The 20,746-nt window shown below is 57.1% G+C and carries 20 protein-coding genes and 1 tRNA gene; 3 read left to right on the top strand and 18 right to left on the bottom strand.

Features of this window, described 5'->3' with window-relative positions; all coding sequences use genetic code 11:
* Positions 1 to 22: 22 nt before the first annotated feature.
* The 16 genes from LCM31_RS12710 to LCM31_RS12635 form a co-directional block, all read right to left on the bottom strand.
* Positions 23 to 2,227 carry a hybrid sensor histidine kinase/response regulator gene (locus LCM31_RS12710; protein ID WP_224870632.1) on the bottom strand — a complete coding sequence of 735 codons (2,205 nt, stop codon included), beginning with the start codon at positions 2,225 to 2,227 and terminating at the stop codon, positions 23 to 25.
* Between the two features lie 48 nt (positions 2,228 to 2,275).
* On the bottom strand, positions 2,276 to 2,482 hold the full coding sequence (locus LCM31_RS12705) for a DUF2788 domain-containing protein (RefSeq protein ID WP_224870630.1): 207 nt from the start codon (positions 2,480 to 2,482) through the stop codon (positions 2,276 to 2,278).
* A 234-nt stretch (positions 2,483 to 2,716) separates the two neighbouring features.
* A complete protein-coding gene (locus LCM31_RS12700; RefSeq protein ID WP_224870628.1) occupies positions 2,717 to 2,986 on the bottom strand; it encodes an acetyltransferase in 270 nt (89 codons plus the stop codon).
* Between the two features lie 192 nt (positions 2,987 to 3,178).
* Positions 3,179 to 3,667, bottom strand: a complete 489-nt coding sequence (gspM, locus tag LCM31_RS12695) for a type II secretion system protein GspM (protein WP_224870626.1) — start codon at positions 3,665 to 3,667, stop codon at positions 3,179 to 3,181.
* 26 nt (positions 3,668 to 3,693) lie between these two features.
* Positions 3,694 to 5,004: a type II secretion system protein GspL gene (gene gspL / locus LCM31_RS12690; protein ID WP_224870624.1), complete on the bottom strand. Its 1,311-nt coding sequence runs from the start codon at positions 5,002 to 5,004 to the stop codon at positions 3,694 to 3,696.
* 12 nt (positions 5,005 to 5,016) lie between these two features.
* Complete coding sequence (gene gspK, locus LCM31_RS12685) at positions 5,017 to 6,051, bottom strand: type II secretion system minor pseudopilin GspK (RefSeq protein ID WP_224870681.1); 1,035 nt, start codon at positions 6,049 to 6,051, stop codon at positions 5,017 to 5,019.
* A 5-nt stretch (positions 6,052 to 6,056) separates the two neighbouring features.
* The gene (gene gspJ / locus LCM31_RS12680; protein ID WP_224870622.1) at positions 6,057 to 6,935 is read right to left on the bottom strand and encodes a type II secretion system minor pseudopilin GspJ; all 879 of its coding nucleotides are present in this window, start codon (positions 6,933 to 6,935) and stop codon (positions 6,057 to 6,059) included.
* Between the two features lie 7 nt (positions 6,936 to 6,942).
* Positions 6,943 to 7,353 carry a type II secretion system minor pseudopilin GspI gene (gene gspI / locus LCM31_RS12675; protein WP_224870620.1) on the bottom strand — a complete coding sequence of 137 codons (411 nt, stop codon included), beginning with the start codon at positions 7,351 to 7,353 and terminating at the stop codon, positions 6,943 to 6,945.
* On the bottom strand, positions 7,343 to 7,942 hold the full coding sequence (locus LCM31_RS12670) for a type II secretion system protein (RefSeq protein ID WP_224870618.1): 600 nt from the start codon (positions 7,940 to 7,942) through the stop codon (positions 7,343 to 7,345). Before LCM31_RS12670 ends, gspI begins: the two co-directional genes overlap by 11 nt.
* Positions 7,943 to 7,962: 20 nt before the next feature.
* Positions 7,963 to 8,391: a type II secretion system major pseudopilin GspG gene (gene gspG, locus LCM31_RS12665; RefSeq protein ID WP_224870616.1), complete on the bottom strand. Its 429-nt coding sequence runs from the start codon at positions 8,389 to 8,391 to the stop codon at positions 7,963 to 7,965.
* Between the two features lie 52 nt (positions 8,392 to 8,443).
* The gene (gene gspF / locus LCM31_RS12660; RefSeq protein ID WP_224870614.1) at positions 8,444 to 9,664 is read right to left on the bottom strand and encodes a type II secretion system inner membrane protein GspF; all 1,221 of its coding nucleotides are present in this window, start codon (positions 9,662 to 9,664) and stop codon (positions 8,444 to 8,446) included.
* A 1-nt stretch (position 9,665) separates the two neighbouring features.
* The gene (gene gspE / locus LCM31_RS12655; RefSeq protein WP_224870612.1) at positions 9,666 to 11,144 is read right to left on the bottom strand and encodes a type II secretion system ATPase GspE; all 1,479 of its coding nucleotides are present in this window, start codon (positions 11,142 to 11,144) and stop codon (positions 9,666 to 9,668) included.
* Positions 11,144 to 13,036, bottom strand: coding sequence for a type II secretion system secretin GspD (gspD, locus tag LCM31_RS12650; protein WP_224870610.1), 1,893 nt, complete (start codon positions 13,034 to 13,036; stop codon positions 11,144 to 11,146). The genes gspE and gspD overlap by 1 nt, the downstream gene beginning before the upstream one ends.
* Before the next feature lie 171 nt (positions 13,037 to 13,207).
* A complete protein-coding gene (locus LCM31_RS12645; protein ID WP_224870608.1) occupies positions 13,208 to 13,891 on the bottom strand; it encodes a type II secretion system protein N in 684 nt (227 codons plus the stop codon).
* Positions 13,892 to 14,119: 228 nt separating this feature from the next.
* Positions 14,120 to 15,049, bottom strand: coding sequence for an electron transfer flavoprotein subunit alpha/FixB family protein (locus LCM31_RS12640; protein ID WP_224870606.1), 930 nt, complete (start codon positions 15,047 to 15,049; stop codon positions 14,120 to 14,122).
* On the bottom strand, positions 15,049 to 15,798 hold the full coding sequence (locus LCM31_RS12635; protein ID WP_224870604.1) for an electron transfer flavoprotein subunit beta/FixA family protein: 750 nt from the start codon (positions 15,796 to 15,798) through the stop codon (positions 15,049 to 15,051). Before LCM31_RS12635 ends, LCM31_RS12640 begins: the two co-directional genes overlap by 1 nt.
* 439 nt (positions 15,799 to 16,237) lie before the next feature.
* On the opposite strand from LCM31_RS12635, the gene LCM31_RS12630 reads away from it, so the two are divergent.
* Complete coding sequence (locus tag LCM31_RS12630) at positions 16,238 to 17,875, top strand: electron transfer flavoprotein-ubiquinone oxidoreductase (RefSeq protein ID WP_224870602.1); 1,638 nt, start codon at positions 16,238 to 16,240, stop codon at positions 17,873 to 17,875.
* 157 nt (positions 17,876 to 18,032) lie between these two features.
* On the opposite strand, the gene LCM31_RS12625 is transcribed toward LCM31_RS12630, so the two are convergent.
* Positions 18,033 to 18,599 (bottom strand): DUF1285 domain-containing protein, encoded by a 567-nt coding sequence (locus tag LCM31_RS12625; protein ID WP_224870601.1) that lies wholly within the window; start codon positions 18,597 to 18,599, stop codon positions 18,033 to 18,035.
* The gene (locus LCM31_RS12620; protein ID WP_224870598.1) at positions 18,592 to 19,287 is read right to left on the bottom strand and encodes a TetR/AcrR family transcriptional regulator; all 696 of its coding nucleotides are present in this window, start codon (positions 19,285 to 19,287) and stop codon (positions 18,592 to 18,594) included. Before LCM31_RS12620 ends, LCM31_RS12625 begins: the two co-directional genes overlap by 8 nt.
* Before the next feature lie 372 nt (positions 19,288 to 19,659).
* Between LCM31_RS12620 and LCM31_RS12615 the strand changes: the two genes are divergently transcribed.
* Together LCM31_RS12615 and LCM31_RS12610 are read left to right on the top strand one after the other, a co-directional pair.
* Positions 19,660 to 20,508: an acyl-CoA thioesterase gene (locus tag LCM31_RS12615; protein ID WP_224870596.1), complete on the top strand. Its 849-nt coding sequence runs from the start codon at positions 19,660 to 19,662 to the stop codon at positions 20,506 to 20,508.
* 140 nt (positions 20,509 to 20,648) lie between these two features.
* Positions 20,649 to 20,725, top strand: a tRNA-Pro gene (locus LCM31_RS12610).
* Positions 20,726 to 20,746: the final 21 nt, after the last annotated feature.

The following is a 20,746-nucleotide window of genomic DNA, read 5'->3' as shown; positions in this document are numbered from 1 at the left end:
CAGCCGGGCTTACGAACTATATCTATTCGCCAAGCCAACGCTCCAGAGTTTCCGCCAAGCTGTCTTTACTCAACGGCTTGGTAAGGAAGTCGTCCATACCGGCAGCGAGGCATCGGCCTTCGAACTGCTCTTCCGTGGTACTGGTCAGAGCGACGATGGGCAAACGGTCATCGGGAGAATATTCACCTTCCCAGATGCGCAGCTGCTCAATAATTTCGGCACTGTGCGCAGTATTCTGCTGGCAATCAACCAGCACTAAATCAAAATTGTGGTCGGGAAGCAGCGCCAGTGCGGATTCCACGGACGGAACCACTTCCACCTGATACCCCAAAGCCTGCACCATTTCTTCGGTCACACCCTGGTGCTGGCGCGACTCTTCAATCAGCAACAAGCGGTTTTTACGATTCACTTCAGAATGGTTGCCGACCACGCGGCGGCTGATTTTTTTGTGACCACCAAAAAGGCGCACGACGAGTGCATCGTGAAACTCTTTTCTTGTCACTGGCCGTGGAAGGTACTGGGCTTCTGGATCAGCTGCGGCCAGTGGCGCAAACTCCAACTTGTGGCTATAGCCGCCCAGACACAGCAGCGGGAATTTGGCATTATCATTCGAGATTGAATGTATGGCCTGAGTAACACCGCTCAGTAAGCGCCCATCCCCTGCGGCTGGCGCGAGCACGACCAACTGCCCCCGATCCATATACTGCAGCAGCTCATCCATGGGCTCAGTACTGCCGTCATCCCACGCCTTGCAGGAAATCTCCATACCGAAAGATTCCAGCATTTGTACGATACCGCCGACAAACAACCCACGCTGGTGCAGCAGCAATACGTCAGTGTCTTGCAGGCGGCGATCTGGCTGTAGGTAGATACGCTGATTGGGCTCAATCTCAAATTTAATCACCACTTGGTAGCGATTTCCTTCAGGCGAGGAGTGCAACTGCAGGTAACCGCCCATGGCTTCTGCGAGCCCCTTGGCGATGCTGAGCCCCAGGCCGGTGGTAACCTGAGTGGTATCCATGCGCGAGAAGGCGCGGAACAGTTCCGACTCGTCCGGCAAAATCTCACCGCGGCCGTTATCGATCAGCTTGAGGGTCAGCTGCCCCTCGTCGACGCCGATCTGTTCGAAAGTCGCTTCACCCCAAAGCTCTCCGGTATCCGCGATCACGGTGGCGGAGTCCACAAGGTTGCGAATCAGCTGCGCAGTCTTTCGATTGTCCCCGGTCACCATTACCGGTAGGTCTTCGCTGATCTGGAAGTTAAACTCCAGCCGCTGGCGCTGGGCCGCGCGGGCGGCGAACTTGAACGCCTTCTCCATGGTCCGCACGAGGTTGAATGGCGTGCGTCGCAGGTGAATATCCTTGCGCGCAACACGGGTGAACATACCCACGTTATCCACCAGCTTCAGCTGCTGGTTACAGGCATTCTTGGCCAGCCGAACCCACTCTTGCTGGCGTTCTGACAGGCGGTCCCCTTCCAATAGCGCTAGGGCACCGAGAGAATCGGAGAGCTGGCTGCGGAACTCCTGGCCCACATTGGCGAGAAACTCATTGGTAACCTCAACGGCAGCGTCTGAGTGTTTACGGGCCTCTGCGAGATTACTGGCTTTTTGCTGAAGCGCCTGCATGGCGGCAACACGATCCCAGTAGTTCTCCGACTCGCGACGCGCCTGATGGGCCATTAACCAGACAAAGGTCAGTGTGAGTGCACCATAGATAGCGCCAAGGATGTCTGTGGTCATAAAGCCCTGCAGTGCAGCAGGTACGAGGGAGCCGGCTAAAAACCAGGTGAGGAAGCGGTAATAAGGCGAAAAAACCGACGCGACACTCGCGCAGAATACCACCGTATAGAGCCACAGGAACTGGGTTGCCGGAGAAAAGCCCAGTAACAATACGTGGCTCAGCAGGATAACACCCCACCATACCGCACCCAGCGTTGACGCAAGGAAGTAGCGACTGCGCCAGCGCTTGGGACCAGTGGCATAGAGGTTGTCGAACCGAAACACATAGTAGGCGCGTACCAGTGTGAGGAGGACCAGAACGAGCGCCAGCACCAATACCAGTTTGGGCGCGGTAATGCGGAGTTCCCCAATGGCCACTGCAACCGTGAAAGCGAGCAGGCTAAACAGCATGCCGCGGCGGCTATATTTCGCGATACGCGTATCCGTGTTGCGGCACACACGGCGATCTTTCTGAACCTTGAGTTCCGGGTGATCAAATAAAGGCATAAAGGTATCCGGGAAACGCTCCCTGTGTCCGAAACGTCAGTGCGCGGGCTACTGGCCCAAGCCCATGACTTCCACCAGCACGGTCTTTATCACAAAACCCAGCAAACCGAGGCCAAGTGCCGTGAACAGGATAAAAGTACCGAAACGACCCGCTTTGGATTCTTTGGCCAGATTCCACACGATAAACATCATAAATAGAATCAGACCACCAACACCGACGATCAGGGAATACTCTTCAAACAGTTCGAAGCTCATGCAACCTCTTCTAAACGCAATTCCCAGTACGGTCCGAGCGCTGACAAGTGCGACCAACAAATGTGTCGGCGCAAAAATTGGCGCGTATTGTATAGGAGCTTTTGGCGTGAAACCACGAGCACACGGCGAAAACCAGCGGGTTTCCGGAATCCAATCGGCTACCGGAAGATGCCCTGCCGCAGAACCACGCTTATGCGTCTATCGAACGGAAGCTAGACGACGATCGAACTGCGCTTACGCGCCTTGATAGTAGTCGCTGTCATCCGCCTTGGTGCCACACTTCACCCGACGGACCTCGCGGTCACGATAACGACTGTCATGCCAGCAACGCGGTAGCGACTCCCCGGACAAGAAGCGCAAGCGAGACTTATCGAACACTTCCGGATCCTGAACCTCTTCACCCCACAGATAGCGCCCTACAACGGTCAGTTCGTACGGGTTAGCCAGCGTTACGATATCGGCAACATCAACCAGGTGGTTACCTTCGGAATCTCTCAAAAGCATGATTGGCCCCTATTTCCTCTTAATACTTTCCAGTATAGAGAGAAAACTGCGCCACTCGAGGTGCCAACCTATAAAGATTCCGAGCCAGGACAGGATTCCAGGCAAAAAAAATCGTACGGATACCAGACCTAAACGCCCAAAACGTTCACAAATAACGAAAAGACCAGCAAAAGCATGAAGGACAGAGCCGAACTATCGCTCGAGAGTCAAACGTGCGGAGATCATGCCCTCTTCTGCCAGTGCGTCGACACTGATCGAGCGGATAACGAAGCGCTGCTGCAGTAGTGTGTTCAGCCAGGGCTGCAAATCCTGATAGCGCGCCTCATCGACCCACAGGCGAATTCGGCCATCGCCCTCCGGCTCGAAACGCTTGATGGTCACCTTGTGGTTTTTGGCGGCCGCGGTGACCCGCTGCAGCAAAGTGCCCTGCGCCTGTGACTGGCCACCGGTATTTCGTTGTACACGCTCCAGTTGCGGACGCTGCCTTTCGATCCAGGCCACCAGCTCTCGCGATGCTTCGGCCTCCGCGCGTGCGCCCTCAAAGTAGGACTGCGCCGGCTTGAACAAGCCAAATACGATGATGATGACGCCAAGAAACAACCCCAGAATGGCCAACGCACGCTGATCGCTGGGCGGCAACACGGCCCACTTCTGACGCCACTGCTCAATTGTCTGCTTCATAAAAATCTTTCTTTGCTATTGCGCAATCAACGCAAACGTATACGGCCAGAGACACCATTTTCCAGCTCATTTGCCGCTAACAACTCGGCCCGATACTGCCCCTGCCCTAGCTTGTTCACAACATTATCCAACTGACCCAGATTGGTGGCGCGCAATTGCAGCACCAACTCACCACGCCCACCATCAAAGCGCAGTGATTGCAGCTTCAGACCACCGCTGTTGCCGCTCCCCCAGACCCCACTCAATTGCTGGAGCTGACCGGCAAATTCACCGCCCCCGCCCGATGCCTGGTTGAGGTAGCCCGTGATCTGACGGCGCAGATCCGCGCTCGCCGATTCCCCGGGGAAGATTTCGCTAAACAGCGCACGGGCCTGCTCATCCGCATTATTTGCCTGCACTTTGTAATAGGCACCAGCGCCGATAAAGAACCCCAACTGCAGGACAAAGCAGGCGGCAACGGCCATGGCGGGCCTCTTCCACCAGGGCCCCTCATCCGATTGCAGCGCCACTTGGTAGGCCCCAGTCAGGAGATTACCGGGCACTGACGGCTTTAGACGCTCCATAAAGAATTCTTCCGGCGCCTTTTCAAGCACTACGACCTCGCCGAGCTGCTGCAGGGTGGCGAGCTCCAATTCGGTGGCATTACCCAGCAGCGATAAAGTGACACCGCGCTCTGTCGCGACTGCAGCCACTTCATCACCGCCCTCTTCCTGCGCTTGTTCGGATGAGTCCGCCACATGCAACAGGCTCTCGGCCACTACGCCGGCCAGAGGACGCTGTACGGAGAGCCCGCGACCGCGTGTATCCCAGAAGTGCGCCCAGGACGGCTCCAGCCAAACGCCTGAGCCCTGCTGAAGGTTCGCCAGCAGTCGATATTCGGGGATCGCAGCCGTGACCGGCCAACCGAGCCGCTCGATCTGCGCTTTGAGCGTCGCCAGCTTCAAGCTGCCGACGGCCATGACGCTGCACAAGTCGCCGTCCACCGCTTCGCAGGTGAAATGCAAATCTTCAACATCTTCTGCCAGCTGCTCCTCCACCATGTAACCCACCGCCTGGCTTTGACGGCGAGCCGCGCGGGGTACGGTTTCCAGCCCATTCCACACCCAGGAGCCTGGGAGCAAAAGGACCGCGCGCTCGCCTGGCTCGAACGCGAGCTCAACACCGAACTCAGCGGGCACTGCATCGACAGTTGCAGCCGCTGCGGGGGGCGTTTGATCCGCGCCACCGAAGGCCTGCGCGAAATCTTCATCGATGGCCACCGACTGCCATTGCGTCTCTTGCCAGCATTCCAGCGCTACCGCACCGGTGCCGGTCTCGCGCAACCGCAATAGTTTCACTTCATGGCTCACTTAGACCCCCAATAATTCCTGCAAAAACTGGCCGGAAAACTCGCGCCGCTGGCGCTGAATGACTTGTATTTTTCCCGTGGTGTTGTCGAGTTTCAATACCGACTCCCAATACTGGCGGTGTTCCAGCCCCAACTGCACAGCAATATGTGCGACATAGTAACTACTACTGAAATCCAGCTCGCCTGCACCGGTGATATCAAAAGCGGTGAGATCAGCCATCTGACTAAACACCACACCAGATTCACGCTGAGAGATCAGCCCCGCAATGTTCGCCGACGGGTACATTGCAGACAGCAACTCGGCAGATGCGGTATTCACGTTGACGCTGGTACCCGTCTCCGGCAGCGCACAGAGCTCCGGCCGCAGGAGGCGCCACGTTTCCGCCTCCATCCCCCGCACCGCGCGCAACTCGGAAGGGTCGGTGATCAAGGTATCGGGCGTCCGATGCGCGAGCTCCAGTCCGAGATAGCCGGTATCCTCTGAGCCGGACGCCAATGGGGTGTCGCCGGCATCGAGCCAATCTTCGATGGCCAGCGCGACATCTGGCTGCCCGCCAAGATTGCGCACCATACGCGGCAGCACCTGGTGCGCCGCGGCGCCACCTGAGCTGCCAGAAGCACCGCCAGATGCACCGCCGGAAGATCCTCCACTGCCCCCTCCGGAACTGGATCCGCCGCCAGAGCGGGGAGCCGTCAAATTATTCACATTAAAACAGGACTGTAAGTCCTTGATTAAAATGCGGATTTTTCCGTTATCCGGATTAAATTCAACCTGTTTCTGCGCCCAGAGCTCCATCAGGTTATCACTGGGTGCGGAGGCGGCCTGATCCTCAATAAAGTCTTTTTCCAGCGTGATAATCGCCCACGCCTCGGCCCCATGTACAAACTCGGCAAGCTGGGTGTTTGCCAGAATGGCGCTGGTGCGCGATATCGCCAGGCGATTGCGAGTTACGGCATGCGTAATGGCGGCGATGGCAATAACCATCACCAACAGTACGGTAATCAGTGCCACGCCTTTCTGTCGGGACAGGGACATCAACTTCACTGACGCTCCCCCCCTTCGCCGCCTGCATTGCCGTCCGTGCCACCAGAATTACCACCGGCGCCGCCATTACTGCCGCCACTACTCTGGTCACCGCCATTTGACCCGCCGCCGGAAGCACCGCCCGAGCTGGCGCCAGATGCAGCGCTGGACGCGTTGAATTCAGGCAAAGAAAACAGTCGACGCATTTCGCCACCGGTGCGGGTGACCAACGTGACCTCAACCGCTTTGGGCAAGCGCAGGTCAACCGCGCCAGGTGTGGTGGCGGAAGAAACCGGTGGCCACTGGGACAGCCAGACGCGGGTATCGCGGTCAAAGTAGCGCACATTGAGCTCTACGATGTCGTCGAGCACCGGCTCAACAACGGCCTCGGAGTCGGGCCCGCGGTCCAGCACGCGCCAGCGGCTGCGCAACAACAACACCGTGTCATCATCCTCCAGGGAGTCGAAGCGGTCATCATCCTCTTCCGGATAACCGATGCCGTAGTGCAGACGCTGGAGGTTACCGCGAGGGTCGCCGGTGAGATTTGCTGCGCCCAGGCGCGTAAATTCAAATTCGTTGGTCACGCCTATGAAGGCCGGCTCATAGCCGCTGTACCCATTCTTTACCGGGCGCGGCGTAAACTGGCGCAGGTCATCATCCAGGCGATACATCGCCATGGACAGCTGGCGCATCTCATCCGCGCGAGCATTCAACACACGATCAGTAGTAAAGAAGGTTTCGAGTAAGGAATAGGAGCCGATACCAATAATCGACACGATGACCAGCACCACCATCACCTCGATCAGCGTAAAACCACTGGCGCGGCGAGGAGTACGCTGTGGGTTGCGCGGACGGAAGCCTGGCGGCGAATCTGGGCAATGTTGCAAGGTTTTCATTGGCCGATTACTCCGCTACCCAGGAGTCGACGGTGAGGATCGGTGGTTTTTCCGGCCAGCCTACCTGCACAATGATGTGGCGCATACGCGGCTCTTTGGTGGACTTCACCTCTGCCGAGACTTCCCACTCGCGATCCCCCAGCAAGACCGTTTCGGTCTCTTTACCCAGGGGCGGCCAATCCGTACGCAAGCGAATTTCTGCCAGTATCTGCTGCGCCACAATGTTCGCGGTCAGGCGCTCTTCCAGAGCGGCCTGCTGGCGTACACTGTCCTGCAGCGTCTTCAACACACTCGCTGCAATCACGCCGAAAATCACCAGCGCCACCAGCACCTCGACCAGAGTGAAGCCGCGGGCGCTCGACACGGGTGACGTAGGCGACAAAGAACGGGCGGCACCGCCGGTACGACTAGTAGTCATCGGCCTGCCACTCCAGCTCCATGCCATACAGGCTGCTATAGGAAATGGTCGCACCGCGCCCCACATCGCCATTGCGCATCAACAGAAACGCCAATTCCACCGGCAATACTTCACCACTGGAAAGTGCGGCAAACTGCGGGGCTATCTCTTCGTCATCTTGTTTTTTTGCGCTTGAGGAGCGTGGGGAAAAGCTGCTGGCCTGCCCATCCGCATCGGGTAACTCCGTTTGCGACAGGACTTCAAGGCGCATGTTGGGAGGCAGCTCGTGCGACATAAAGCGGCTGGCATTGGCGGAACCGGGGGTTGCGGAGAAATCCACCTCTAACCACTTGAGCGCCGAGGCGTCGTAACGCACCACCCGGTAACTCGCCTCTTCGAAAATCACACCGTAGTGGGCTTTATCGATCAGTGCGCGGTCGGCCACCAGTTGCAACAAATTGGCCAGCCGCTGAACCTCGCCAGTCCAATTGCGCACGTCTGTGTTGCGCAGGGAGAGCGTCGCCATGCCCGCAAGCGAAGCGATGATGACAATCACCACCAGCAATTCGATCAGGGTGAAACCCCGCTGATGGCGGGCCGGGACGCGCATGTTAGCAATAATTCCTGGAATTAGAGCTCAGCTGCGAAAAGATCCGCAGATTCGCCCTCACCGCCGGGCTTGCCATCAGCGCCGAGGCTAAACAGATCATAGGCACCGGCACTTCCGGGGCTGATGTACTGGTACTCGTTACCCCATGGGTCCTTGGGCGCCTTCTTCAGGTAAGGCTCAACCCAATTTTTTGCCTCCGGGAAACCGGACGGCTTGCTCACCAATGCGCCCAGGCCCTGATCGGAGCTTGGGTAGACAAAGTTATCCATACGGTACATATCCAGTGCGGTTGAGATCGCTCTCAAATCCACGGTCGCCGCTTTGATACGCGCCTCACCAGTACGCCCCATGATGTTCGGCACGACCAAAGCACCGAGAACACCGAGAATCACGATCACCACCATGATCTCGATCAGGGTAAAACCCTTCTGTTGACGCAAATTGCTCATTTCTCACCTCGCGTTTACAAATCTTAAATACCAGCCCTACACCAAGGACAGGTCACACCACTAATTGGTTCATGCTCATGATCGGCATCATGATGGCCATTACGATAAACAGCACAATGCCCGCCATTAACAGCAGCATGATCGGCTCAAACAGGCTGACGAATGCGGTCACCGCGCCCTGCAGGTCGCGCTCCTGGTTTTCTGCCGCACGCACCAGCATTTGGTCCAGTGTGCCAGACGACTCACCACTGGCAATCATGTAGGTCATCATCGGCGGGAAGTACTCGACGTCTTCCAGCGCCCTCCTCAGGCTGCCGCCCTCTCGCACAAACTTCTGCGCGATGAGCAGCCGTTCTTTCAAATAGTCATTGCCCATTACACCGCTGGCAATACCCATGGCCTGCACCAGCGGTACACTGCTACCGGTCAGGATCGCGAGCGTACCCACATAGCGTGCGCTCTGGCCACCACGCACCAGCCAGCCAATAACCGGCATCTCCAGCAGGCGGTGATGGTAGCGGTAGCGGAAACCGGGGCGGCGCAGCAGTAACAGCCAGCCAACCACCAGCAAGATGATCGCCGGTGGGATCATCCAGCCCCAGGCGGAAATAAAGTCGCTGATGGAGACCAGAATACGCGTCGCCATGGGCAGAGTCTGCCCAGTACCGGTAAAGACCTCAATCACGTCGGGCACGACGTAAACCATGAGTCCAGTCACCACCAAAATACAGATCACCACCAGCACGATGGGATAGATCAGTGCCAGCTGGACCTTCTGGCGAAACTGCTGCTGACTCTCGGTGTAGTCCGCCAGCCGTTCCAGCACACCGTCCAGATGGCCGGAATGTTCACCGGCCTCGACGGTCGCGCGGTAGAGTTTGGGAAATGCCCGCGGGAAGCTGCCCAGCGCCTGCGCCAGACTGTGACCTTCGAGCACTTTTGCCCGGATCGCCAGCACAATGCGCCGCACCTTCTGGTTGCGGGTCTGGTTGGCAATGGCACTGAGGGTTTCTTCAAGGGGAATACCGGCGCGCAACAGCGTTGCGATTTGACGGGTAAGCAGGGCCAGCGCCTTGATACCCAGGCCCGGGCTACCACCAAACAGGCTGCCCGCCGCCTGCCCGACCGCCTCGCCAGAAGCTGCCGCCACTTCCAAAGGTATCAGTCCTTTGGCGCGCAGCTGCTGCCGTGCCGCTTTCGCGCTATCGGCCTCCAGCGTGCCGCGGTTCTTGCGGCCGCCGCTATTGAGCGCTGTGTACTCGAATGCACCCATATCAGGACTCCTGGGTTACCCGCAGCACTTCTTCCAGTGAAGTTACCCCAGCCAGCACCTTGGCCATACCATCATCGCGAATACTGGGGCCGAGCTTGCGCGCTTCCTGCACCAGAGCATTCTCGGAATCGCGATCGTGAATCATTTGGCGGAGCTTCTCATTGACCGGTACCAGTTCATAGATACCGACACGTCCGAGATAACCACTGTGGTTGCACTTCTCACAGCCGCCGGGGCGGTAGATGGTTGCGCTAGCACCCTCTTGCAGACCGAGCGCCGCGCACTCGAACGCATCCGCTTCGTGCGGCTGGCGGCAATCCGGGCAAAGTACCCGTACCAGGCGCTGGGCAAGCACCCCTATCAGACTGGAAGAGAGCAGGAATGGCTCGATACCCATGTCCACAAGGCGCGTCACCGCGCCAAGGGCAGTATTGGTGTGCAGCGTGGAAAGCACCAGGTGACCGGTCAAACTCGCCTGAATGGCGATCTGCATGGTCTCCAGGTCACGAATCTCCCCCACCATCACCACATCCGGGTCCTGGCGGAGAATGGCGCGCAGACCGCGCGCAAAGGTCATATCGGCCTTGGTATTGACCTGGGTCTGACCAACACCTTCCAGGTTGTATTCCACCGGGTCCTCTACGGTGAGGATGTTCTTTTCGCGGTGGTTGATGCTGGCAAGGCCCGCATACAGGGTGGTGGTTTTACCGGAGCCCGTAGGGCCGGTAACCAGCAGGATGCCGTGGGGACGGCTTAGCAGCTCGGTAATAACCTTAAGATCGCGCTCGGCCATACCCAGGTGGCGCATATCCATCTTGCCCGCCTGCTTATCCAGCAGGCGCATGACCACGCGCTCGCCGGCAGAAGACGGCATGGTGGAAACCCGCACATCCACTTCTCGGCCACCCATCAACAGTGAGATACGGCCGTCCTGCGGGATACGTTTCTCGGCGATATCGAGCTTCGCCATAACTTTAATACGCGACACCAGTAGCGGCGCCAGGGCGCGGCGCGGCTGCAGCACTTCGCGCAATACGCCGTCTACACGGAAACGCACCACGAGACGCTTTTCAAAGGTCTCGATATGAATATCTGAAGCGCCCTGCTTCAGGGACTCGGCAAAAATCGCGTTGATCAGTTTAACGATCGGGGCATCGTCTTCCTGCTCGAGCAGGTCCTCGGTTTCCGGTACAGAATCGGCGACCGCGGCAAGATCGAGGTCTTCGCCCAGACTTTCGACATCGGAAAGGTTACCCCCTTCCCGGTTTTCGTACTCACGCTGCAGGGATTGCAGGAAGGTGTCGAGATCGACCGAGGCAACACCTAAGGGCACTTCGCACAGGCGCTGCACCTCCGCCAGAACAGACGGATTCAAGGGTGCAACGTACTGACATACCGGCGCACCTTCGACCTCCGCCAGCAACACCTGATGCCGCTTGGCAAAGGCGTATGGCAGGCGCTTAAGGGCGAGCTCGGTCATCACTTGGTGTCCTCGGGCTCCAGCGGAAACTCTTCCTGAACTTCTTCCGTGGCCGCAGCCGGCGGCAGCAAGTCAGGCAGCACGTCGCCGCGGTTCCAATCCCAAATACGGCTAGTGCGGTCACGCAGGTAAAGCTGCTTTTCCTGCATATCACGGTAGCGGCGACGGGTCTCTTCGTAGCCGGCAATTTGGTTGCTGAGAATCTTGGGACGAATAAACACCATCAGGTTCGTCTTGGAGACTTCCTTATCGGAATTGCGGAACAAACGCCCGAGGCCCGGGATATCGCCCAGCAAAGGGACTTTCTGATTGATCTCAGTGACTTTGTCTTCGATCAGGCCACCAAGCACCAAGATGGCACCATCGTCAATCAGCACCTTGGTACGGATTTCACGCTTGCTGGTTACCAGATCCACTGCCGGACCGGTCACCGGCAGTACGTTCTCTACCTTCTGTTCGATTTCCAGGGTCACCGAGTTGTTGTTATTGACCCGCGGGGTGACCTTCAGCTCGGTACCCACGTCTTCACGGGAAACCGTGTTGAATGGGTCGGTGCCACTGCCTTCGCGCAGCTGCTGGCCGGTGACAAACGGTACGTTCTGGCCGACCAGAATTTCCGCCTCTTCGTTGTCGAGTGCCATGACGGTCGGCGTAGACAAGATGTTGGCGTTATTTGAAGACGCCAAGGCATTCAGCGCGACGCGTACATCGGTACCACTCAGAAAACCGAGGTTAAAACCGCTGCGCACTAGATTGAGCGGATCCAGGGAGCGCGGATTCACCCCAAAACCATCGATGACAATGTTATCCGGATCATCCGGGTCACCAGGGGCAATGTCATTTTCGAAGCCGGCAAATACATTGCCTTCATCACTAGCGATCCACTTGATGCCCAGTTCGTTATCGGTTCCCTCGGTCACCTCGACGATAATCGCTTCGATCAATACCTGTGCCCGGCGCACGTCCAACTTGGCGATCACACCGCGCATGGTTTCCAGCAGTGAGGGCGGCGCGGTGAGAATCAGCGCATTTAACTCTTCGTTAACCTGAATACTGACTTCAACATTGGCAACCTGCTGGTCTTTTTCGGTTTTCTGGATACTGCCGCTCATGCCTTCCAGAATAGGCTTCAATTCCGCAGCGCTGGCGTATTGCACGTACACCACCGCGGTATTGCCTTCACCGGAGAGAGGCTGGTCCAGGCGATAGATCACCTTTTTCAGTTGGCTGCGGGTTACCGGGTCACCGGTAAGCAGAATACTGTTGGAGCGCTCATCCACCGCGATGCGCAGAGGCTGGATATCATTACCCGCCTGCTTGCCGCCGCCCTGCAGCAACTCGGTGATCACCTGCTTCACCTCTTTGGCAGAAGCGAACTCAAGCGGTACCAGTTCAATGTCGATCGCACCAGCGCGATCCAACTGGCGGATCAGACGTACAATTTGCTCGATGTTGGCCGCGCGATCCGCGACGATCAGGGTATTGGTGTCGGCATAGGCGGCAAGATGACCGGTTTGCGGAATCAACGGGCGCAACATCGCGATCAACTGCGCCGCGGAAATATTCTCTACCCGCACCGTGCGCACGACCAGCGCTTCACCCGGTGCGCGGCTGCCCTCATCGACAACGGGAATGGCTTGCTGCTTGGCCAGGGAATCCGGCACCACTTTCCAGGCGTCGCCCTGCTCGATCAGGCTGAAGCCATTCACCTGCAGTACTGACATAAATACGTCAAAAGCCTGCTGATGCGTCATCGGGTCACCGGCAACGACCGTCACCTTCCCCTTTACGTTCTGGTGAACAATGATGTTCTTGCCGGTAAAGTCCGCCGCCCAGTTGATCAGGTCACGAATATCGGCATTGTCGAGAGAAAGGGTCACTCTCTCCTGCATCGACTGAGCCAGCACCGAAAAAGACAGTAAAAAACCCAAGGCGACAGCAACTAGCCGTTGGTGAAACACGCTCATCATTATGATTTTGGCTCTAATTCTTTTTTATCAATAAAAGTTTGGTCTTGAACACAAAACGCAGGCCCCTAAAACCCCACCTGCTCGAATAGATTCTTACTGGCTCGACTGTGCCGACTGGCGCTCTCGTGCCATCTCCCGCAATTGCTTTAACCGCTCACGAATTGACTCTTGCCTGTCCCCGTCGGCGGGGGCCCGATTAGCGCCAATAACCTTGGCTGCCTGCCGGGCGTAGTTGTCGTACTGCTTGGGAACGGTCGGACGCCCATCTGCATCCGGGTAGGTCAATTTTTCCATCTGGCCGTTTCTACGCAGAATAATATGATCAACCTCCACGGAATAGACCTCCGCCCCGCCCGGTAGCGATTGCCCGACGTAGACACGCTCCGCCGGCTTGCCTTTTTGCGCAACCAGCGCACTCGCATGATCGGCAACGCTGCTGCTCAACACACCGGACAACACCAGGTTCAGCTGGGTAATCGGGATATTGGCAAGATCAATTTCGGGCTCCGCCGTTGGCTTCACAGCGGCCACACCGAAAAATGCCGCGGGAGGTATCGAGGAAGGATTGCTGCGCGCGGTTGCGCGGGAACTGCGCTCGGCCAGGAGGCTTTCGGCGGTATCGCCGCCTGGAAACACGAGATCACCATAGGCCAACATATTGGTCGTCAGCCAGGCGCCAACCACAGCAACCGTAGCCAACAGGCTGCGCTTTGCCGTACTGGCAGCAGATCCCGGATTCTGCAAAGCAGAAGATAATGTGCGCTTGACCAAAGACATGATTGAACCCGTCTCTGCTGTACCACAAACAGCGTAATTCTCGTTATTGGGCGCCTATTCTCCGGGCTTACCCGAAGAAAGGCAATGTCCCCTAGAAAACAGGTTAATAAACAACCAGCCGCTCCGTACAGAAATGTGACGTATCAGACATCTTGTGCGCATAGCCAACAATCAAAAAAGGCAGCCAGAGGCCGCCTTTTTTGGAATGGAGTATATGAAGCCAAAATATTACAATTTGGTTTCCAACTCCGGCACCGCATCAAACAAATCTGCAACCAGACCGTAATCCGCTACAGAGAAGATTGGCGCCTCTTCATCTTTATTGATCGCAACAATCACTTTGGAGTCTTTCATGCCCGCCAAGTGCTGGATGGCACCAGAAATACCCACAGCGATGTACAGATCCGGCGCAACGATCTTACCGGTCTGGCCAACCTGCATATCGTTCGGCACGAAGCCCGCGTCAACCGCGGCGCGGGACGCACCCACAGCAGCACCCAGCTTATCGGCCACTTTGTACAGCAACTCGAAGTTTTCGCCGTTACCCATGCCGCGACCACCAGAGATCACAACACTTGCCGCGGTCAGCTCTGGGCGATCGGACTCGGCCAGCTCTTCACCGACAAACTTGGATACATGCGCGTCGTCCACGATGTCTACAGCTTCAATCGCTGCGCTGCCGCCTTCGGCAGCTACTGGATCAAACGCGGTGGTGCGCACAGAAGCAACCTTGATTGCGTCAGAGCTCTGTACAGTCGCGATCACGTTACCGGCATAGACCGGGCGCTTGAAAGTATCTGGGCCCTCAACCGCAATGATGTCGGAGATCGGCTGCACGTCCAGCAGTGCCGCCGCACGTGGCAGCATGTTCTTGCCGGTGGTTGTCGCAGCAGCCAGCACGTGACTGTAGTTTTTACCCAGGTCGGCAACCAGCTTACCGGTATTCTCACCCAGCTGATGCTCGTAGGCCGCATTGTCGGCAACCAGTACCTTGCTGACACCTTCGACCTTGGCTGCAGCTTCTGCAACAGCACCACAGCCGCTGCCAACAACCAATACGTCGATGTCACCACCAATAGCCTTGGCTGCAGCGATGGTATTCAGAGTGGCGCCTTTCAGCTCCGCATTGTCGTGTTCTGCAATTACCAGAATGCTCATCAGATTACCTTCGCCTCGCTTTTCAGTTTTTCCACCAGTTCCGCTACGTCGGCAACCTTGATACCCGCCTGACGCTCGGCCGGCGGCTCAACTTTCAGGGTTTTGGTACGCGGGGCAATATCCACACCCAGCTCGTCAGGTGTGGTCACATCCAGCGGCTTACGCTTGGCTTTCATGATGTTCGGCAGGGAGGCGTAGCGCGGCTCATTGAGGCGCAGGTCGGTAGTCACAACCGCTGGCAGGGTCAGCTCAACGGTCTGCAGGCCGCCGTCGATCTCACGGGTAACCTTTACGGATTCGCCTTCAATATTCACTTCGGACGCGAAGGTGCCCTGCCCCATACCGGTCAGCGCAGCCAGCATCTGGCCAGTCTGGTTGTTGTCGCCGTCGATGGACTGTTTGCCCAGAATCACCAGCTGCGGCTCTTCTTTGTCAACGATGGCTTTCAGGCACTTGGCAACCGCCAGCGGCTGCAGCTCGGCATCGGTCTCAACCTGGATACCACGGTCGGCGCCCAGGGCCAGTGCGGTACGAATCTGTTCCTGGCACTGCTTGGGGCCCATGGAGACAACAACGATCTCGCTGGCCACACCCTTCTCTTTCAGGCGTACCGCTTCTTCTACCGCAATCTCACAGAAGGGGTTGATGGACATTTTGACGTTGGCAATGTCCACATCAGAACCGTCCGCCTTGGGGCGAACTTTCACGTTGTAATCGACAACGCGCTTCACAGCTACAAGAACTTTCATGAAAATCCCGTCTCAGTAGTCTACATAAAAGCCGCAATCTGCCGCCTACCATGGCGCTGACCTGCGGCGTGGCTAACTCGTTTAGCCTCGCGGCTGAGTGTTCGGCGGCTCGGCCTCAGCGCTCAAAGTGAGCGTTTTCGGGCCTTTGCGAGCCGACCTGAGTTCAAACAGTTGTTTGACCGAGGCGTATGTTGGCCCTTTCACCAAGCAAAATCAATAGTTGAATAGTAAGCCTAGCAGTCATTCACAGGATCAATTTCAGGCCATAAACGCACCCTATTCTAGACCCGTACATGCGACCATTTACGCCGCTTTTGCCATTGGATATGAAAAGTTACGCAATTGGTGCGATTAGTCACAGACCGATATAATCGAGAAACCTAAAAGATGCCTGTCATAATTCGGCGGGTGAATAAGTAAATCAGTTGAGGAGAGACCTGTGGAACGCGAGTCAATGGAATACGACGTAGTCATCGTCGGCGCGGGCCCTGCCGGACTGGCCGCCGCGATCAAGTTACGTCAGATCAATGAAGACATCGCCGTGTGTGTGGTTGAGAAAGGTTCGGAAGTTGGTGCGCACATCCTCTCCGGCGCCGTATTTGAACCCACCGCCCTGAACGAACTGTTCCCTGACTGGAAAGAGCGCGGCGCACCACTGGAAACCCCGGTCGAGGGCGACGATATCTACGTACTCCGCGGCCCGGAGTCCTCCATCAAGGTTCCCGGCATGCTGGTGCCCAGCACCATGCACAACGAAGGCAACTACATTATCAGCCTCGGCAACCTGACCCGCTGGCTCGCGGAACAGGCCGAAGCCCTGGGCGTTGAGATCTTCCCAGGCTTTGCCGCGGCAGAAGTCCTGTACAACGAAGACGGCTCGGTGAAAGGTATCGCAACCGGCGATATGGGCGTTGGCGCCAACGGCGAGCAAAAAGACAGCTACATGCCAGGCATGGAGCTGCACGCAAAATACACCCTGTTCGCCGAAGGCTGTCGTGGCCACCTGGGCAAGCAGCTGATTGCCAAATACGCCCTGGATGCAGACCGCGATCCGCAGCACTACGGTATCGGCATCAAGGAAATCTGGAAAGTCGACAGCAGCAAGCACAAGCAAGGCCTGGTTGTGCACACCGCCGGCTGGCCGCTGGACGAGTCCAACTCCTCCGGTGGCGGCTTCCTGTATCACCTGGAAGACGACCAGGTAGTAGTCGGCCTGATCACCGACCTGTCTTACAGCAACCCACACGTCAGCCCGTTTGACGAATTCCAACGCTACAAGCACCACCCGGTGATCAAGCAGTACCTGGAAGGCGGACAGCGTGTGGCTTACGGTGCTCGTGCCATCGTAAAAGGCGGCCTGCAGTCCCAGCCGAAGATGACCTTCCCGGGCGGCATGCTGATCGGTGACGACGCCGGCACCCTGAACTTTGCCAAGATCAAGGGCAACCACACCGCGATGAAATCCGGCATGCTGGCCGCGGAATCCGTAGCAGAAGCCCTGAGCGCCGAGCGCGGCGGCGATGAGCTGACCGATTACAGCGAACGCTACAAGAACAGCTGGGCATGGAAAGAGCTGCACAAGCAGCGCAACTTCGGTCCGGCGCAGCACAAGTGGGGCAACATCCTGGGCGCAGCCTATGCGTTCGTGGACATCAACCTGTTCAAAGGCAAGCTGCCGTGGACCCTGAGCGACAGCAAGGCAGACCACGCCCAACTGAAACCCGCCGCAGATTGCAAAAAAATCAACTATCCGAAACCGGATGGCGTGCTGAGCTTCGACAAGCTGTCGTCGGTGTTTATCTCCAACACCAACCACGAAGAAGATCAGCCTTGCCACTTGACCCTGAAGGACAGTGACATCCCGCTGAACCACAACCTGCCGATCTACGATGAGCCAGCGCAGCGCTACTGCCCTGCCGGCGTTTACGAAGTCGTTGAGGACGGTGACGGCAAGCGCTTCCAGATCAATGCGCAGAACTGCGTACACTGTAAGACTTGTGACATTAAGGACCCCACCCAGAACATTGTGTGGGTAACTCCGGAAGGTGGCGGCGGCCCCAACTACCCGAACATGTAATTGCTGAGCAGTCAGTTTATGGGGCGCCAAACGGGCGCCCTTTTTATTGCGGCCAATGCAAGTAGAAAGACCGGGAAATAGCAATGGAGTGCTGGAAAAATGTTAGAACAACAAAGATACGAGCGAGCCAATACATGCCCGCTATTTCTCGCAAGAATCAGTATTGGCCGAGCAAAAACTCTTCGCCATTACTTTTTAGCCAGAGCTGGCATAGCTTGGCAGGAGGCTCGCTTGGCTGACGCGGCTCAGCCCAGTCGATCAATTGATAGTAAACGTCTCTGGACATACGCCCTTCAAGTCCGTCGCGAACTTCTATATAGGGAATTGGCTGAGATGGGTCACCATAGGGTTTCAGCAGAAGCGGGTGCATCTTGTCTAAAGGGAGCACATCCCCGGTATTGGTGGTGAGCAATATTTTTGCGCTATCGCCCTCACCTTCCCGCGCGGCCTGCGTAATCAAAAAAGGCACATCCTCCACAACAATGCGCCATTTCTCCACCGGCGTGACCAGAAAATATTCACCCCCCTCTTTTTTCAGAATGCTCGCAAACAGCTTTACCAGTGGCTGACGTTCGATTTCCGTCCCTTCATGAACCCAGTGACCATCGGCTTTGACGATCATATCCATATCGCCGCAAAGGTCCGGGCTCCAGGAGGATACCGGAGGGTACCCCTGGAACTCGTCCTGTAACTTTTGCAGCTGCTGGAACAGTGGCTCAGCCAAAACTGCTACCCGGAGTGCCAGGGGTATTCTGGGGTACACCAGTCGGTTGCTCCGCCTGGTGACGACGGCCGGAAATGTCGCCAATGTGTACACCGACGTCCATGATGAACTCCATCAACCCCTCGCGATCTTCAATGACGTCTGAGAAAGATTTGGAGTGATACAGCTCAACGGCACCCTGCACCAGAGCCCAGTAGGTGGAATAGTAGAAATAGGCTGGCACTTGCTTCAGCACCCCCTGCTCCATACGGCGCTCGAAAACACGGTTGAGCGCGGAGGCGTTGGAATTACGCAGCGCGTGCAGCTCCGCGATCATTTCCGGGGCCAGATTCAGCGCAATGATCTTTTCCTCAAGGCGCTGAAACAGTCGGTCGCGCGCGGGATCGGCCATGCGCGACTCAAAATAGGCACGGGCCGGCGCAGTGATATCGCCCTGCTCCGCAGTGGCAACGGCACTCTTAAGGCGCTCCGTGAGGGACTTTTCGTAGTCCATCAGCAGGCGCATATAGATCTCGGTCTTGGAGATGAAGTGCTTATAAATGGTGCCCTTGCCGATGTCGACGCGTTCAGCAATCTGCTCAACCGTCACCTTCTCTTCACCGTGCTCGAGCAACAGCTCCAGCGCTGCGTCCAGGATACGCTGCTCGCGCGCACGGAACCGCTGAACCTTCTCTTTTGCCTTATCCATACTTCCGACCTTAACTGTCCGTAAATTTGGAGACTGAAATTGACTATCCATTCATGAATGATAGGCAATTCCCCTGCTTTGGAAAAGAAATTCGATGAAATTCATGCCTATCGCAGGATTCGCCCCATCCTGGAAGGGTTAGTAGGAAGAGGTTCTCCAACCCCAGCGAACAAACCGTATAGGGATACAAGTCACACTAAAAATGTAGCTCTAGCCGAGGGTCCCAGCCATACCCCGGCGGCTCGCGCATCGTATTGCTAGGGCGATTGGGAGAATGCGTAATGGCCAAGGGGAATGGGCTTGCTATCATTCAGCGCGAACCAGACGGCGCCGAGCTGGCGCTTCGCACAACTTGCTTTGATTAGGTCCCACATGCAGGAATTTCTGAGCACACTGCTCGACGTCGAACGATTAGACAGCAACCTCTACCGCAGCCGCAGCCATGTAGAGAACTACCGAAAGGTACTGTTTGGCGGCCAGGTTTTGGGGCAGGCCCTGATGGCAGCTGCACGGACCGTGGAAGACCGCCTGCCCCACTCCCTGCACGCCTACTTCCTGCGCCCGGGCTCCAGTGAGATGCCGGTGATTTACGATGTAGACCCCATTCGCGACGGCGGCAGCTTTACCACCCGCCGGGTAGTTGCACGCCAGAACGGCAAGGCCATTTTCAATATGTCCTGCTCGTTCCAAATCGACGAACCGGGGTTCGACCATCAGGTTGAGATGCCCACCGAAGGCATTATTCCCCCTGAAAAATTGAAAAACACCCAGCAGCTGGCGGAAGAAGCTGGCATGAATGATCCGGCCCACAATCAGCGGCGCTACATGGTGGACTTCCGCCCGGTGGACCCGATGAGCTATTTTGGCGCTGCCGTCCGCGAACCCCGCTGCATGTTCTGGTTCAAGGTGGACAGCGAGCTGTCGGATGACCCGATCGAACACCGCAGCGCCCTGTGTTATGCCTCTGACATGGCGCTGCTCGGCACCAGCCTGCAGCCGCACCCCATCAGCCTGTTTGATCCGCATATGATGCCGGCGAGCCTGGACCACGCCATGTGGTTCCACCGCCATTTCCGTGCCGATGAGTGGCTGCTGTATGTGACCGACAGTCCCTCGGCGAGCGGCGCCCGCGGCTATTGCCGTGGGCAGATCTTTACCCGGGACGGCCGTCTGGTCGCCTCCACCACCCAGGAAGGCCTGATTCGCAAGATCGACCGCTGAGCCACAACACCCAAACCTGCCGCGCACGACAATCGCGGCAGGTTCGTAAATTTAATGAAATCAGTGGTTTACAGGTCGTGACCGGCTGTTATAATGCCGCCCGCTTCGCAAGGAAGCATGAGCAATTTGCTCGACCTAGTCGGTGAGTAGCGCAGCCTGGTAGCGCACTTCGTTCGGGACGAAGGGGTCGGAGGTTCGAATCCTCTCTCACCGACCAATTTTCCCTCCTACACCTTCT

This window comes from Microbulbifer agarilyticus (assembly GCF_020171345.1).
In the GTDB taxonomy this organism is placed as follows: domain Bacteria; phylum Pseudomonadota; class Gammaproteobacteria; order Pseudomonadales; family Cellvibrionaceae; genus Microbulbifer; species Microbulbifer agarilyticus_D.
Note: the sequence above shows the minus strand (reverse complement) of the source record. Positions and strands in the feature narration are given on the sequence as shown.